Source organism: Lactococcus ileimucosae (genome assembly GCF_943193185.1).
GTDB classification, from domain to species: Bacteria; Bacillota; Bacilli; order Lactobacillales; family Streptococcaceae; genus Lactococcus; species Lactococcus ileimucosae.
Map to the genome: position 1 here is coordinate 98267 of NZ_CALPDE010000003.1, position 16027 is coordinate 114293.

Consider the following 16027-nt stretch of genomic DNA (forward strand, 5'->3'; position numbering starts at 1 on the left):
GTTTTATTGGTTGATGATGAGAGCGGGACGAGCACCGCCATTTGGAGATAAATGGGTCATAGAAAGGTCACCATGCATCTCACCGTTGTGAGCTCGCCAACCTCCTTCCAGATTATCTGGAAATGCTCCTACAGTATTTCCTGGGGTTCGGAACCACCACCAAGTCCCGTTGGACACAGTCCGTTCTTGAGTATTAGGGAAAGCACGTCCTGGACCCGATAAGCGGGTTACATCTGCCAAGGAAAGGACAAAGGCACGAGGACTACCAGTTGGGGCAACTTGAGTCACGTCAGCTGCAACTTCCGGAAATGCTCCCAAGTTTGTTGGCACCCACCTAGTCCCACCTGCTGACCAGATAGCTTCTGCATTCTCAATCCTTCCTGTCACAAAGTTATCTGAAACTGGCTGAACCATCGCTTGAACTGTTGGATCAAGATCGCTATACCACTGATTACTGCGATTCTCCTTATTATGGAAAGTCGTAGATGTAATCACTTCATTTCGGATAATCATATGATTATTGGCTCCCATATTCTCCAAATAACGATACTGCTCCCCAGCCATAGTAAAGATAGTCCCCGGTGCCATGATGCTAAAGTTGATTTGGTTAGGTTGGACATCATCATCTGGTCCTGGGTTCCCCCAGTTGTTATCGATAGAACCGTTCTGTACGGCTGTCAGGAAGTCTGACAAGTCGGCATGATGCGTATAGTTTGGATCTACAGCCAAGAAATCATTGATACGGTCAGGACTGATCAGTTGTCCGTCCACATGGATACCGTAATAATATTCGCCCGGGATGTTGTCTGCCGCTGCGGTCATCTGAGCGGCATCCAAGAGGTAAGAGGTAGTCTCTCCTGCTTGGAGCTGGTTAGCCCAGTAAGCCCAGCCTGTTTGGTGGTCAATCACCCAGAAGTTGCCGACTTTCAGGTTATTAGGTAGGGCTGCCCACTGGCTGATTGTCATCGGGGCACGTTCTTGTTGCAGGTTTTGAGCGGCATCATGGGTGACTTCTTCGCCCGGCCAAACTGGTCCGCTGTTGTCAAAGCTGTCGCCAGCAGACCAGTAGGCATCTGTACCGTCTCCGGGGTGCGTGGCGCCATCTGTGACACCGTCTGTGGCTGTACTTGTGAGCCAGTCACGGGCATGCCCTGCAGAGGCGGTCATCAGGTCTGAGTTGTCCCGATTGAAGGTGGGCATGAACCATGGGGCATCTTGGCCTGAGCGGGTCCAACCAAAGGTCAGGTTGGCGTAGGTGTTGAAAGCAGCTGAGTCACCTACACGGGTGTTGAGATTGGTCTCTGAGGGACGCATGACCGTCCAAGTGTTCACTTGGTCACGGATGGTGCCGTTCACTATAGGGGTGAAGTCTGTATCTCCTGTGGCGCGTTTCTCCATGAACTCGGAGAGGCGGATACGGGCCATGAGGGGCACATTGCCATAGTTCTCCACGAAGACGTCCTTGTTTTCGGTGTCTCGGTTGTAGTAGTCGTGGACACGGCCGCCGGGGGTGTTTTCTCGGAGCCGGTCATTGATGGCCCGCTGGTTGAAGGCTTGGAAGGCGAAGGTGCCGCCTACCAAGAGCAATAAGAGGGACAGGAGCGCGAGGTTGCGCAGCCGCCGCTGGTTTTTCTTTTCTGGTGTCATAAACTCCTCCTTTGACGTAACCTGTACTTTTAGATTTTCATTACATATACATTTCTAATGTTACGTTTACTTTCTGAGTCTATAGTATAAAAAAGGTCAAATGAAATGAGTGTTTGATGAGAAAAGGGCTGTTTACTTTGGCTTGGAGCTTGCTTGTTTCTCTCTTCTGAACCAAGGAAAGCATGAGAAAAGAAGTCCCGACTGGAGCTTCTTGACTCTATGTTATTAACAGTTGACTGTCTTTTATTTGTTGCCAAGTTCTTTTAAAAGTACGGCAAACTCTTCATCCGTCAAAGTAACACCTTTACCCATCTTTTTATGATCAGGTGACCATTGACGGAGGTCATACTTTGCTTCCATACCATTCCAAGAAACGCGGTTAAGCTCTTTTGTCCAACCTTTAGCATTCTCAGACAGTGTAATAAGATGTTCCTCAATCTCAAATTTTAAATCAGCCATATTTACCTCCTGTAAATTAATACGTAAAAGTAACAAACTGTTCACGCTTAATCTTCGATTAGTTTAATATCCACGCCGAGAGCTGTCATCTTTTCAATGATACTGTCATAGCCTCGCAGGATAAATTCGATATTTTCGATTGTCGTTGTACCTTCTGCAATAATACCTGCCAAGACCAATCCAGCTCCCGCACGTAAGTCCGTTGCACGCACACGCGCACCCTTAAGTGTACTCGGCGCTTCGTAAACGATTCGATCATCGACAGTTGAAATAGCAGCACCCATACGTGCCATTTCTGGCACATGATTGACACGTTTTTCATAGATTGTATCCATAATCCATCCACGACCTTTCGCTTTGAGCAAAAGTGGCGTAATGGGTTGCTGTAAATCTGTCGCAAATCCTGGATAAGGTACTGTCTTTATATTAACAGCTTTCAAGTTTTCAGAGCGATGAACTTCGATAGAGTCTTCACGAATCGTCATCCGCACACCCATTTCTTCCAGTTTAGCAATGAAGGATTCTAAATGCTCATAAATCACGTTATCAACAATAACACCCTCACCGACAGCTGCAGCTAAGGCCAGATAAGTCCCTGCCTCGATACGATCAGGAATCACTGTATGACGTGCACCATGCATGTCTGCCTTCCCCGTGATACGAATAACATCTGTACCAGCCCCCCGAACTTTAGCACCCATATTATTCAGCAAAGTAGCCACATCAATAATTTCTGGTTCACGCGCAGCATTTTCAATAATCGTAACACCTTCTGCTGTACTTGCCGCAAGCATGGTATTGATTGTCGCTCCTACAGACACCATATCCATATAGACAGTTGTGCCATGTAATTTTTCTTCTTTGGCTTCAAGGTGCATTGCGTTTTCAAGATAAGACAGCTCTGCTCCTAAAGCTTCAAAAGCTTTAATGTGCAAATCCATCGGACGTGGTCCAAGATCACAGCCTCCCGGTAAACCAACGGTTGCTTTCCCAAAACGTCCAAGCAAGGCACCGTTAAAATAATAAGAAGCACGTAAGGAGTTTATCTTACCGTAGGGCAGAGGCTTAGAAACAACATGGCGTGTATCGATGGTCAAAATCCCAGCTTCAATGTCGCGCTGAATTTTCGCCCCCATAATCTCCATAATCTCTACCAGACTCGCAACATCAGAAATATCAGGAACACCTTCAAGAGTTACAACATCATTGGCCAAAATAGTTGCCGGAATAAGGGCGACAACACTATTTTTAGCTCCAGAAATTGTCACTCTCCCCGAAATACTTCGACCACCATTGATTACTATCTTTTTCATAAAATTATTTACTCTATCACTTATTGTTTTATTTGAGACATGAAATACATGTACCCTCTATTCTACCATTTTTCCTTTCTTTTGGATAGATAAAAAAGTGTTCTTTTTCCTTCGCATACATCCGCACAGGGTGTCTGCCTCTAAAATCATGTCATATTATTGTATATCATTAGAAAAAAATGATAATATAACTTTAAAGACTAAATCAAAGAAAGGGATAAATGATGAATTTTTCACTCAAAACTTCCTTCATCCCAAATAAAAAGAAATCCAACTTTTTTAAGGCAAATTATTTTTTTAATATTAACAAGGACATGCTCCACCATCTTGAAAGAGCAAAACTCTCTCCACTGCCTCTTCTCAATGAGGCAGACTACCAAAACTATCATAAGATTTTCAACTCCGAGGGCAAATGGATTGGCATGAGTTCGGAGCTCCTCCCAAAAAGTCAAAGTTATTCTCTCAAAAACAAAACGTTGAAGCTTCAAGGCTACACGTTTGAAGGTTGGGCGAAGGTCCGCAACCGTCACAATGTACTTGCCACTCCTCAATCACAAGAACAGGCTCAACTTTACGCTGGTTCAAGTTCTGTTATCCACCGTACGAGAGTCTATAACCCAAGCTTTCTATGGAAACCACAGGAGAATCCTAACTTTGAACCTCTGGGACAAATCTACGATTTTCACGCACAATGGACACCTATCAAATATCCTATTCGCTATAGTGCAAGAACAATCTGGAATGAATCTCTAGATTGGACGCATCCTGAAGGGATGAGGAGCATCGAACAAGGCTATATTTCCCAAGCCAAAGCCAAGTTGCCTTACTACCAGTTCATTGGTTGGCAAGTTGAGGATAATCCTGTCAGCAAGGACCAACCCATTATCCCGCCCGGCGTTGGTGCTGTTGATATTGTTGCTGTTTTTGAACAAATATCATAATCTAGGTCTTCGTCATTCTTACAATAAAGATTCTAAAAACATTAAAATATCCCCCTTACTTACTCTAGAAGCTTTTAATTTTATAATAAATTTTGTCCTTCTGGATAATCTAGCAGAAAGGAGGACCTGAAGTGTCAAATTTCGCTATTACACTTTTAGGCTCGGTTATATCAAGCTGTATCATTGCTATCTTTACTTGTTGGCTTAACCATAAAGATAAGCGCCAGATTTATTGGATGTGAGCCACGCATAACAAAAACGCTCGTACGGGAATACGAGCGTTTTTGCGTGTCAAATTTCGTTGGATTCATCATAACACATTTAGAGTATTTGTCCAAAAGTTAAATCTCAACTCGCCCACTAAGCAGTTTTTAGAGTCGAGTTATGTCGCTGTGGCCTTTATATATAAAGGCTATTCTTAATTTTATTCAAAGACAAACTGGTTATGATAAAGCTCAGAATAAAAGCCGCCGAGATTTACAAGTTCATTGTGGTTTCCTTCTTCGATGACCTCACCATCTTTAAGAACAACAATCTTATCTGCATTAAGAATTGTTTTCAAACGGTGTGCGATAACAAAAGAGGTACGCCCAGCGATGGCTGCTTCCATCGCCCACTGAATTTGCTCTTCCGTTACTGTATCAACATTAGAGGTCGCCTCATCCAGAATCAGCAATTCTGGATTTGTCAAAATAGTTCGCGCGATTGAAATTTGTTGCTTTTGCCCCACAGAGAAGACGTTGTCCTCATCGTCTACCATCGTGTCATAGCCATCTGGTAAGCTCTCAATAAACTCATGAATATGTGTTGTTTTAGCTACTGTGATGACCTCATCCATCGTAGCATCCTTCTTCCCAAACTTGATATTATCCGCAATTGTACCAGAGAAAAGTACAGACTCTTGTAGAACAATACCAACTTTAGAACGTAAGGAATCTAAGTCAAACTCACGAATATCTGTATCATCAAACTTGATTCCGCCCTTGTCCACATCATAGAAACGATTCATCAGGTTCATGACGGTTGTTTTTCCTGAACCTGTCGGGCCAACCAAGGCAACCATTTGACCTTTTTCAACATTGATATTTACATTTTTAAGGACTGGTTTTTCTGGAAGATAACTGAAGTCAATATTTTCAATGTGAACCCCTTCAGAAATACCTTCAAATATTTTTCCATTTTCAGGACGGACTTCTTCTTTTTCATCAAACATGACATTCAGACGTGTTGCACCAGTTACTGCAAGCTGCAACTGACCGAACGAGGATGAAATTTGCATGATGGGGTTGTAATACTGTTGCGCGTATTGGATGAAAGTTGCAAGTAAACCAAAGGCTGCTGCTGTTGATAATGAAGCATCATTAAGCAGGATATTCGCTCCTGCAAAGATAACCAAGGCCAAAGTCAAGAGTGAGAAGCCATTCATCAGTGGGAAAATCATACCGGACCAAGCTTGCGCCGCAAAGGTTGTTTTACGCACTTTATCATTACGGACTTCAAAACCTGCAATCGCATCTGCTTGAAGCCCTTCAACGATAATCGCTTTTTGCCCAGAAATTTTTTCATCCATATAAGCATTAAGTTCGCCGACTTCTTTTTGCTGCTTGTCTGTGTACTTTTTAGCTTGGATAATGATAATCACTGCACAGAGGATAGCGACAGGTGTCGTCGATATTGTAACCAAAGCCATCTTGACATTTTGATCAAAAATCATATACAAAATCCCGATGAAGAGGGCAAAGTTGGTCGTTACATTGACCGCCGCTTGATTCAATGTGTTTTGAATATTATCCAAGTCCGAAGTGAAGCGGGCGAGAATATCACCATCAGCATGGCGATCAAAGTAAGAAATTGTAAGGCGCTCCAACTTACCAAAGAGACCTTTACGCATACGGTTTGTGGAGTGTGCAACGATACGTGTAAAGAGCAAGCTATAGATGAGCTGAGCCACACCTGTCATCAAGTAAAAGGCCAAGAGCATCCACATCAAATTCATAAAGTCAGCCTTACTTGGCGCTTGTGAGGTAGCCACTTTCATCAAGTCAGCAATAGACTGCCCATTGAGCGTTGCACGGATAACTTCTGGTACATTGGCATCTGTCAATTGGTGCCAGTCTGTTGGAATTTTAGCCAGAGCTTGTAAACTGTCAATAGTCGTTCCAGCCGGCAGATTTGACGTTACCGCTGCAGGAACATTAGCAGATGTTAGGCTATGCCAATCAACCACATGACCTGCGGCCTGAGACATTTGACTAGCGATCTGCTGCAGCGCCTCTTGAGCCTGACTCGAGCTAGCCGCGATTTGTTGCAAACCTTTGACCGCTTCATCAGCATGTTGATGACTAAAATAATCCCCCACATAGGTAGAAAGGTGTGTGATAGAATCCCCAAGAAGTACGGGTGCTTTAACTTGCAGATAGGTAGCTGCAATGATAAATATCGCAATCACGAGGAACTGTAATTTATATTTTTTGAAGTAGAGATAGAAGAACTTCAATGCACGAGATGTATCATTCATAATCTTTTTTCATTTTCTTGTTTTCAATAAATGGTTTGAAGAACAATGAAAACTTAGTCCTCCTTTGCTTTCTGTGTATCGTAGATTTCACGGTAAACCGCAGAGTTCTCAACAAGCTCTGTGTGTGTCCCTTGCGCCACGAGTTTACCCTCGTCAAGAACGAGGATATTGTCTGCATGAACAACAGAAGAAATCTTTTGGGCGATAATAATTGTTGTTGTATCTTTCAAGTCTTTACTTAAAGCTTCTTGCACCAACTTTTCTGACTTGGCATCAAGCGCTGATGTTGAGTCATCCAAGATAAGAACTTTAGGATCCTTGATGATTCCCCGTGTAATAGACATTCTTTGCTTTTGACCACCAGAGAAGTTATTTCCACGTTCTTCAACCTGTGATTCATAGTGTTCAGGAAGTTTTTCGATAAATTCTGCTGCTTGAGCAATTTCTGCTGCACGGCTCATTTGCTCTGCTGTGGCATCTGCCTTGCCCTGTTTCAGATTTCCTGAAATTGTGCCCGAGAAGAGGATAGCTTTTTGCAAGACAATCGAAATCGTGTTTTTCAGGGTCGTCTTGGAAACATGCCGCAGGTCTTTGCCCCCGACACTTACTGTACCTTCTGTTGGATCAAAAAGACGAGGAATAAGCTGAGCCAAGGTTGATTTACCAGAACCTGTAGCTCCGACAATCCCCACCATTTGACCGGGTTTTATTTCAAAACTTATATCTTTCAGTGTTGGCTGTTCATCATTAGGATAAGAGAAGGAGACATGTTCAAACTTGACAGAGCCATCAAGCTCCTCATCCGGAACATCTTCGAAGACCATCGCAGGTTCGGTTTCGAGCACTTCTTTGATACGTCCAATCGAAACAAAACCACGCGATGCAAACATGGACATCATTCCTCCCATGATAATAGCCATCATGATTTGCATCATATACTGGATAAAGGACATGATACCACCAAGCGTGCTAGCAGCTGTATTTAAATCACGAGTAACATAGGTAGAGACCAAAAGAATCGCTCCAAAGACAGCCAATTGAGAGATGATTGTAAAGGCTGGAATCATGGCAGCAAAAGTATAGCCTACAGCCATATTGTGGTCCAGAAGTTCATCAGAGGTTTCATCAAATTTTTGGATTTGGTCTTTTTCCTGAACGAAGGACTTAACAACACGTGCGCCACGCAGGTTTTCTTTAGCAATCCCGTTAATGCGGTCCATCAGTTTTTGGAAAACCATGAAGTGAGGCCCCATTGACTTCATTGACAGCATGGTTACTATTACGATGAGTACAACCATGACAACGATAATCCACCAAAGTTCTGGCATGGTGATAATGGACAAGACAAAAGCTCCGACAAAGAGCAAGGGCACCCGGATCAAAACTTGGAAAGTCATCATCAAAAGTGTCTGCACTTGGTTGATGTCGTTTGTCATGCGTACAACCAGATTTCCAGCATTAAACTTCTCAATATTTTCATAAGAGAAAGTTTGAATCTTACGGAAAGTTTCTTCACGGATATCTGCGGATACTGACTGTGCAATCTTTGCTGCAGTAACTGTATTAAGGATAGAACCAATCAATCCTACTACAGCAATAAGTAAAAGAGACACGCCGTAATGATTAATTTTATCGACCTTATCTGATATTGAGATAGACTCTGCCATGACGCTTAGAATGTTCTTCATGTATTGCGGTTGCCAAAGAGCGGCACCAACTTGAAGAAGCATGGTAGCAAGGGCAGCGAAGACAAGAAATTTGTACTTGCCAATGGCTTTCATTACCATAAATAAAAAATTTCCTTTCATTTTCTTGTCAACAATGACAAAAATAAATACGTTAGCTGAAAAATTATAACATTTAAACATTTATTTTTCAATACAAATAACTAACACTGTTAATCTTTTGTTTAGTTTATGTCTTACATAAACTAACAATTATATTCTAGCGCTTTTCAAAAGAAGTGTCAATGATTTGTGATGCCTTAGTTAAAGGGCAGTATCCTTCTTTTAATCTTTTCGTTCTGGGAAAGGGAACACCGTAAGCCTTTGTTTCTTTCTGTTCAACTCTCTTAGAGAGGAAACGTCAAGCCTTTTTGAATTTTATCGTCACAAATGTATTGCTGAAAAGCAGGCAAGCCGCTTTTCTGATATAATTGTGTTATGAACAACGGTAAAATTTCACGCTCTCACAGCCTTAAACTTGCCGAACGTGGCGTGTGGGTCAGTATAGGCGCCTATATCTTTCTTTCCCTCTTACAACTTGGAGTCGCACAATTCACTCACTCTGCTTCACTTTTGGCCAATGGTTTCAATAATGTCACTGATATTCTAGGCAACATCGCCATCGTTATCGGTCTACGCATTGCGCGCATCCCTTCTGATAATGACCATGCCTATGGGCATTGGAAAGTTGAGTCTATTTCCAGTCTTATCTCCAGCTTCATCATGTTCCTTATCGGTTTTGAAGTCCTTCGGCAAACCATCGTCAATTTTATAGAAGGAAGTTCAGCAGAAATTAATCCAATTGGTGCTATAATCGCACTATTTTCTGCTCTCGTCATGATTTCCGTTTATTTCTACTCTAACCGTTTAGCTAAGAAAACACAATCAAAAGCACTTGAAGCCTCTAGCAAAGATAACCTGAGCGATGCGCTGACTTCTCTGGGTACAACTGTTGCTATCATTGCAGCTGCCATGCATTGGATTTGGTTAGACCGCATCATGGCTTTAATCATTTGCGGCTTCATTCTCAAAACTGCTTATGATATTTTCCGAGACAGTGTCTTTTCACTCTCTGATGGTTTTGACGATAATCTTTTAGAAGATTATAGGGAAGCTATTGAGCTGATTGACAAGGTCAAATCTGTTAAAATGATTCGTGGGCGCACCTACGGCAGCAATATCTTTCTGGATGTTGTCGTTGAGATGTCCCGTGACCTCTCTGTCTATGAGAGCCATGCTGCTACTGAAAAAATAGAACGTATGCTCATGGCTGGTTTTGATGTTTATGATGTTGATGTCCACGTCGAGCCCGCTGCTCTACCTGAAGAAGAACACTTTGCTTCACGTGCTTTGGAACTTCTCCCAAAGGAAGAAATGCTCCTCAATGGTCAAAATCTTAACCAGCTGCTAGCCCCACAGTTTAAAGCTATCACCAAAAACGGTGAAATTATCCAAGCAGAAAGCTTCATCGCTAACGCAACGCCAAAAGAAAGCTTAGCGATTAGAAACTATCAGGCAGAGCAAGTCAGCAAGAAAACTTTCATCCTCACCTACCATTATCTGGAAAACCAAAAGAGCTATACTGTATCAAGTGTCTGGCGAAGAAATGAATACTGGCGTTGTATTTACCGTCAGTTAACAGAAAAAGTTGAGGAAACTTCTGACGTTCTTCCCACTCATGAAGACACTAAAACAAGTTCTTAATAGTCTCGGTAACAGGCTGAAATATTGTATAAAAAGTACAATCTCTGTGAAGAAATTGTACTTTTTATATATAGGGTTGTTGATGTTCTGTTACTGATGGATGATGAGGGCAGGGCGAATACCTAACCACCCAGGTGAACCTTGGTGAACTGCAAGTCTCCCTGGAGTATCTACAACCCAATATCCCATTGGATAGCCAAAAACAAATGGCTCCCCGTGGGTACGAAGTCCCCATGGCCTCATGGCTATACTCCCCCGTTCACTAGCAGTAGGAAATCCGCGACCATATCCGGATAAACGTGTTATATCAGCTAATGATAAAGGAAAAGCCCTAGGTTCACCATTAGGATCAACTTTAGTTATATCCGCTGCAACCTCACCTGTTAAATTGTTTGGTATCCAGTGTAAATTTTGACCAGACTGTGGTCCTTCAAAAGTAACATCGTTAAATGTCACCATTCCTACCCTTGGTATGGACATGGGAGATACAATCTTACGAACATCTTCATGGAGATCGTTATTAAACCACCGTGACATTATACCTCTTTGTTCACCAAAAGTGAAACCTGGATTTCGAAGAGTATCATTGAGAATAATTAAATGATGTCCATTATCCATATTTTCAAGATAACGGTACTGTTCCCCTGCCATTGTAAAAATACGCCCAGGACTCATCAGACTAAAGTTAAAAGCACTTACAGGAGAATCTTCATTGTAGTAGGGATTTTCTGTAGGCAGCCCGCCCCCATTCTCACTTTCATCATCCACTGCATTATTACGAATACCACGAAGCAGACGTTCTACATCTCCACTTTCTGGCTCATCGTAAAACTCTTGCTCCGGCGTGATCAACTGGCTGTCCACATGGATAGCATAATAATAAGAACCACGAATATCATGTGCTGCCTCTGTCATCACCGCTGCATCAAGCAGGTAAGAACTGGTTTCTCCCTCCTGCAGTTGGCTGGCCCAGTAAGCCCAGCCTGTCTCATGGTCGATTACCCAGAAGTCACCGATTTTATGCTCATTTGGTAAGGCTGCCCATTGCTGGAGTGTCAGTGGGGCACGGTCTTGCGGCAAGTTTTGTGCTGTTGTATGTTCAACGCCCTCAAGGGCACCGGGCCAGACTGTACTTGTTGGACCCTGACCATTTGTATAGCTCTCTCCTTCTTGCCAGTAGGCATCCTCACCTGTCCCTGGATGAGTGGCCCCATCTGTACTGCCGTCTGTGGCGCCAGTTCCAGCGATATAGTCCCGGGCATGACCTGCTGCGGCTGTCATCAGGTCGTTCTCCACATGGTTGAAGGTTGGCAAGTACCAAGGCGCATGTTCTCCTTGACGGGTCCAACCAAATGTCAAGTTACTGTATTGGTTAAAGACAGCAGAGTCCCCCACACGAGTAGTGAGCGTGTTTCCTTCTGGAATGTAGGTGGTCCAAGTTTCAATTGCATCCCGCTCAGTATTAGGCACTACAGGGGTGAACTCTGTTTCTCCTCTTCCTCGAATTTCCATAAACTCAGACAGACGAATCCGAGCCATGATAGGTTCCTCCCCATAATTTTCGACAAAGACATCCTTGTTTTCCGTATCTCGGTTGTAGTAGTCGTGAACGCGACCGCCCACTTCGCCCAGATTATCTCTTAAACGGTCGTTAATGGCGCGCTGGTTAAAGGCAGTGAAAGCAAATGTTCCTGCAATCAATAGAAGGAGTGTGAATAGAACCAGAGCAATTCCCAGTTTTTTCTTGTTTTTTACGTGCATTTTATTTTTCCTCTTTTTTAGTTTTTTCGGTTAGAAGTGATGTTGAACAGGAGTACTTTCAGGCACAGGACCAGCAGTACACGGCAAAAAACGTCCCAGTCATCCGGAACGTTTTGGTGCATGCGAAAAAGAACGATAATCTACCGCGTGTTTATGTGCTGTGCTGTGCTGTGCTGTGCTGTGCTGTGCTGTGCTGTGCTGTGCTGTGCTGTCTGATTATAGAGCATGGCTTTTTCCTCGTCAAGTATATTGTGCACACTAAGTAACACAATATACATATTATATAATGTTATTGTAATCTTTTTCTTATCAATTTCAAAATGATATTTAAAAAAGTATCCGATGACAAAGAAAAAAATGATGCCAAGCCAAAGCAGGGGGGCTATTCTAATGTCAGACAAAATGAAAAAAAACAAAAAGTACTTACCTGCAACATTCTTATGCATTAGGTAAGCACTTTTCATCTTTTTATGTTTTTAGACGTCTCATAATCTGCGGTAAACGTTGAATATTATCAAATACCATCATGAAGATAACTGTTCTTATGGGTATCTGCACCAGTAAAGGAACACGTGTAGCCAGCAAAACCTTAAAAGGTGTCTGATACATGAGCGAAAGCCAGAAAGTATTGAGCAGCACTGTTTGGAGCAGCATTGTTACACTCACAACAGCTAAAATATAAAGCCAGTCTTTACTTCGCGTTATGCTGAACTCCTTGTTGTAAAAAGCCCAACCATAAATAACACCGACAATGACAGGTGTTATAGTCATACCCGGTGAAGAGATACTCCCTCGAAAAAGCACACCTAAGATATCGCCTAGTCCTAGGGCTACTCCCGCCCATAAAGGACCAACAAAGAAGCCAATCAAGCCATCAGCCACAAACCCCGGTGATAACTTCCAAAGACTACTCCCAAGAGTAAAAGAGCGTAAAATGATGGACAATGCCAACAAAATCGCCAAGAAAACAAGCTGTATAAGTGACAGCTTCACAGTAAACTTTTTCATATAGTACCTCCCAAGGATTTGGTGAGTAACTGATTATATGAGAATCAGCGGATGCAAGCCTCTACCGCACTTGAAAAATCAAGTTTCGTCTGTGAACGACATCCCATTTCACAGCACTTAACGCATCGGCCCTACTCTGTTTATTTTTTACTTCTCTAGCTTATCACAAGCTTTGTTCAGATACTTCTCAATTTCAAGGCTTTTCTTTTACATTGGATTTTAGATGTTTACAGAGGTTTCCCGCCGAGAATAAAAAAGTGCTCAAAAGTCAATTTTATCCGACTTTCAAGCAACTTTTTACTTTTTAAAGTTCTTTTTCTACAGCAGCAATTGCGGCCTCAACGGCAACTTTTTGATTGTTAATCAATGCGACACGCGCATCGATTTGTTTAATCGCCATCTCAATTGAACGTTTAAGTCCTGGATTACTTAATTTTGGCTCAAAGAACGCTTTATATTCTTCAAATTTTTCAGCTGTTTTGAAAACATTTCCTGGGTAGATAACAAATTTATCATAACTCATGTCTCCACCGAGCTTCTCAGCGAGCCACTCCCAGTTTTCACGCTCCCAAGTCCATGCAGCATCTTGAGCAAAATCTTTTGACAGGAGATAGAACCATGAGAAAGCAATATCTTGTGGTTTCACAACATCAGCGTTCTTGAAGTCCTTCAAGAGACTTTCAATAGCAGCCTCATCACGAATGTTAGCCACAGCTGCTGCCAACTCACGTTTTAACTCTTGCAAGCTGGTTTTTGTGTAAATATCCATGTAGGAAGCTACAAGTTCTGCAGAGTTCGTAACTTTGATTTCGTTAGTCAGAATGATTGGACGGATGTCCGCAGGAATAGTCGCTACATTATCCTTGTGTGCTGCATAAATTTCACTTGCTTTCGCTACTGCTTCAGGATTTTCAGCATAAAGTATACGAGAAAGTACTGTTCCGCGCAGTGTCTCATCGCCAGCAGATTCCCCTGCTTTTTTCTCCCAACCTAGACGGGCATAGTTTTTCGCAAATAACTTACCAACAAGGGATTTGTATGATTTTTCAGTCTCTGATTCATCGTCAACGAAGATATCCAATTCCGCAAAAATTTGATTGAGGGCTTGGTTAACGATATAGCTTTCTTCATTAGCGAAGGCAGGCAAAATTTTCACCACGTCAGCATAGCTGATTACCTCACCTTTAGCGAGATATTTGCGGTCTTGTAAAATTTGGAATTTCGTAATGTCTTCAAGATTTGCGAGGTCAGCCAAAAGATTGTCCAAAAGCTCGCCTTTGTAATCTATAATATAGTGTGCTGCATGCGCTTCATTGAAGAAAAGCGGTTGACCTGCATTTTCAGCTTTCAGTGCTGCATAACCCGGAATTTCAACCTTTTCCGTAGTCAATGTGTCTGGCAAACCTTTCCAATTTGTATTCAATGGGATTTGCCACAAGCGCCCTTTGTCCTCACCTTTACCAATGAAGAATTGCTTTTGACTTAAGACAAGAGTGTCATCAACAACTTCCGCAGTCAGTACTGGATACCCTGGCTGATTAACCCATGAGTTCATAAATGCACCGACATCCTTACCTGATGTACTTGAAAGCGCCGCCCAGAGGTCTTCACCTACTGTGTTCCCATATTGGTGTGTTTCAAAGTATTTGTGAAGTCCTGCTGAAAAGTCTTTATCTCCAAGCCATTTACGGAGCATCACCATCAGGCGAGAACCCTTGGCATAGACAATAGCAGCATCAAAAAGTGTACCGATTTCGTCAGGATGATTAACCTCAACGTGAACGGATTGAACGCCATCTGTAGCATCACGGTCTAAGGCAAGGCTAGCTTCTCTAACTGAGAAACTTTCCCAAACTTTCCAGTCAGGTTCAATGGCATCAATCGCCACGTATTCCATGTTGTTGGCAAAGGATTCGTTGAGCCACAAGTCATCCCACCAACGCATCGTCACCAAATCGCCAAACCATTGGTGAGCCAACTCGTGCGCAATGACTGTTGCTACATACTGTTTGCTGGCAACCGTTGCATTTTCTGGGTCAACCAACATGCAGACCTCACGATAAGTGATACAGCCCCAGTTTTCCATAGCCCCTGCTGAGAAGTCAGGGAGCGCTACGTGCCAGCTGTGTGGCAATGGATACGGTGTTTTGTAGTAGTCTTCGTAAAATTCAATCGAACGAATCGCGATATCTAAAGGAAAATCTAAAACGGCTTCTGAATGTGCTTTTGTTGAGAAAGTTCCTACTTCAATACCAGACTTGGTACGTCCTTTTTTATACTGCATCTCACCAAAGACAAAAGCAAGAAGGTAAGTACTCATACGAACTGTACGTTCAAAAACGTGAATACCCTCGATATTGAGAAGCTCTGGCATATTAGAAATGATAATATCACCCGGCTCTTCATCAAACTTAACAGAGAGATCGAATGTCGCTTTAGCCTCTGGCTCATCAATAGATGGGAAGGCTTGGCGCGCAAAGTGCGATTCAAATTGCGTACCGATGAGCATTTTCTTCTCGCCGTCTACCTCATAATATGAAGGATAAATCCCCATCATATTGTCTGTAATCTTGCCTTCATATTCAAAAGCTACAGTGACTTGTCCTTCATGACCGACTTTAACAGCGATTTCTTCATTGGCATTATCTACAGTAAAGTCTGCTTCGACACTAAAAGCAGAAACCTTAGTAATATTCAAATCTTTTTGATGAAAATAAACAGTGTCTGCTTTGGCTTCACCTTTGATAGCTACTTGACCTTTGAAAGTTTTAGACTTACGGTCAATATCAAGGAAAATTTTATAATTTTCTGGTACAAATGTTTCGATTAAACGTTTTACTGCCATAGTTTTTCGCTTCCTTCTTTAGTTAGTTTAACCAATTATAACAAATTGTTTAGAAAATTTCGAGAAAATAAACAAACTTTACTGCACATTTCAAAAAAGGAGGAAAA

At 42.5% G+C, this 16027-nt stretch carries 11 protein-coding genes and 1 riboswitch; of the genes, 3 read left to right on the top strand and 8 right to left on the bottom strand.

What is annotated here, in order from left to right; genetic code table 11:
• Positions 1–3: 3 nt before the first annotated feature.
• The 3 genes from NFR51_RS02485 to murA form a co-directional block, all read right to left on the bottom strand.
• Positions 4–1647: a hypothetical protein gene (locus NFR51_RS02485; RefSeq protein ID WP_251712176.1), complete on the bottom strand. Its 1644-nt coding sequence runs from the start codon at positions 1645–1647 to the stop codon at positions 4–6.
• A gap of 243 nt (positions 1648–1890) precedes the next feature.
• Positions 1891–2106, bottom strand: coding sequence for a YdbC family protein (locus NFR51_RS02490; RefSeq protein WP_251712177.1), 216 nt, complete (start codon positions 2104–2106; stop codon positions 1891–1893).
• A 47-nt stretch (positions 2107–2153) separates the two neighbouring features.
• Positions 2154–3419: a UDP-N-acetylglucosamine 1-carboxyvinyltransferase gene (gene murA / locus NFR51_RS02495; RefSeq protein WP_251712178.1), complete on the bottom strand. Its 1266-nt coding sequence runs from the start codon at positions 3417–3419 to the stop codon at positions 2154–2156.
• 221 nt (positions 3420–3640) lie between these two features.
• Between murA and NFR51_RS02500 the strand changes: the two genes are divergently transcribed.
• Together NFR51_RS02500 and NFR51_RS10825 are read left to right on the top strand one after the other, a co-directional pair.
• Positions 3641–4360: a hypothetical protein gene (locus NFR51_RS02500; RefSeq protein ID WP_251712179.1), complete on the top strand. Its 720-nt coding sequence runs from the start codon at positions 3641–3643 to the stop codon at positions 4358–4360.
• 131 nt (positions 4361–4491) lie between these two features.
• Positions 4492–4602, top strand: coding sequence for a type I toxin-antitoxin system Fst family toxin (locus tag NFR51_RS10825; RefSeq protein ID WP_369127876.1), 111 nt, complete (start codon positions 4492–4494; stop codon positions 4600–4602).
• Positions 4603–4784: 182 nt separating this feature from the next.
• Here the strand turns inward: NFR51_RS10825 and NFR51_RS02510 are convergent, their stop codons facing one another.
• Together NFR51_RS02510 and NFR51_RS02515 are read right to left on the bottom strand one after the other, a co-directional pair.
• Positions 4785–6494, bottom strand: coding sequence for an ABC transporter ATP-binding protein (locus NFR51_RS02510; protein ID WP_439108852.1), 1710 nt, complete (start codon positions 6492–6494; stop codon positions 4785–4787).
• Positions 6495–6931: 437 nt separating this feature from the next.
• Positions 6932–8665, bottom strand: a complete 1734-nt coding sequence (locus NFR51_RS02515; protein ID WP_251712182.1) for an ABC transporter ATP-binding protein — start codon at positions 8663–8665, stop codon at positions 6932–6934.
• A 375-nt stretch (positions 8666–9040) separates the two neighbouring features.
• Between NFR51_RS02515 and NFR51_RS02520 the strand changes: the two genes are divergently transcribed.
• Entirely contained in the window at positions 9041–10306 is a 1266-nt protein-coding gene (locus NFR51_RS02520) for a cation diffusion facilitator family transporter (protein WP_251712183.1), read from the top strand.
• Between the two features lie 90 nt (positions 10307–10396).
• Here NFR51_RS02520 and NFR51_RS02525 read toward each other — a convergent pair whose 3' ends face one another.
• The 3 genes from NFR51_RS02525 to NFR51_RS02535 form a co-directional block, all read right to left on the bottom strand.
• Positions 10397–12067 (bottom strand): hypothetical protein, encoded by a 1671-nt coding sequence (locus NFR51_RS02525; protein WP_251712184.1) that lies wholly within the window; start codon positions 12065–12067, stop codon positions 10397–10399.
• Between the two features lie 468 nt (positions 12068–12535).
• On the bottom strand, positions 12536–13075 hold the full coding sequence (locus NFR51_RS02530) for a folate family ECF transporter S component (RefSeq protein WP_251712185.1): 540 nt from the start codon (positions 13073–13075) through the stop codon (positions 12536–12538).
• Between the two features lie 43 nt (positions 13076–13118).
• Positions 13119–13216, bottom strand: a riboswitch (THF riboswitch).
• A 163-nt stretch (positions 13217–13379) separates the two neighbouring features.
• Positions 13380–15920, bottom strand: coding sequence for a M1 family metallopeptidase (locus NFR51_RS02535; protein ID WP_251712186.1), 2541 nt, complete (start codon positions 15918–15920; stop codon positions 13380–13382).
• Positions 15921–16027: the final 107 nt, after the last annotated feature.

Excerpts from the sequence above, each read along its gene's own strand:
- NFR51_RS02525 (WP_251712184.1), bottom strand. The coding sequence starts at position 12,067 with ATGCACGTAAAAAACAAGAAAAAACTGGGAATTGCTCTGGTTCTATTC.
- NFR51_RS02530 (WP_251712185.1), bottom strand. The coding sequence starts at position 13,075 with ATGAAAAAGTTTACTGTGAAGCTGTCACTTATACAGCTTGTTTTCTTG.
- NFR51_RS02520 (WP_251712183.1), top strand. The coding sequence starts at position 9,041 with ATGAACAACGGTAAAATTTCACGCTCTCACAGCCTTAAACTTGCCGAA.
- NFR51_RS02485 (WP_251712176.1), bottom strand. The coding sequence starts at position 1,647 with ATGACACCAGAAAAGAAAAACCAGCGGCGGCTGCGCAACCTCGCGCTC.
- NFR51_RS02515 (WP_251712182.1), bottom strand. The coding sequence starts at position 8,665 with ATGGTAATGAAAGCCATTGGCAAGTACAAATTTCTTGTCTTCGCTGCC.
- NFR51_RS02500 (WP_251712179.1), top strand. The coding sequence starts at position 3,641 with ATGATGAATTTTTCACTCAAAACTTCCTTCATCCCAAATAAAAAGAAA.
- NFR51_RS02535 (WP_251712186.1), bottom strand. The coding sequence starts at position 15,920 with ATGGCAGTAAAACGTTTAATCGAAACATTTGTACCAGAAAATTATAAA.
- murA (WP_251712178.1), bottom strand. The coding sequence starts at position 3,419 with ATGAAAAAGATAGTAATCAATGGTGGTCGAAGTATTTCGGGGAGAGTG.
- NFR51_RS02490 (WP_251712177.1), bottom strand. The coding sequence starts at position 2,106 with ATGGCTGATTTAAAATTTGAGATTGAGGAACATCTTATTACACTGTCT.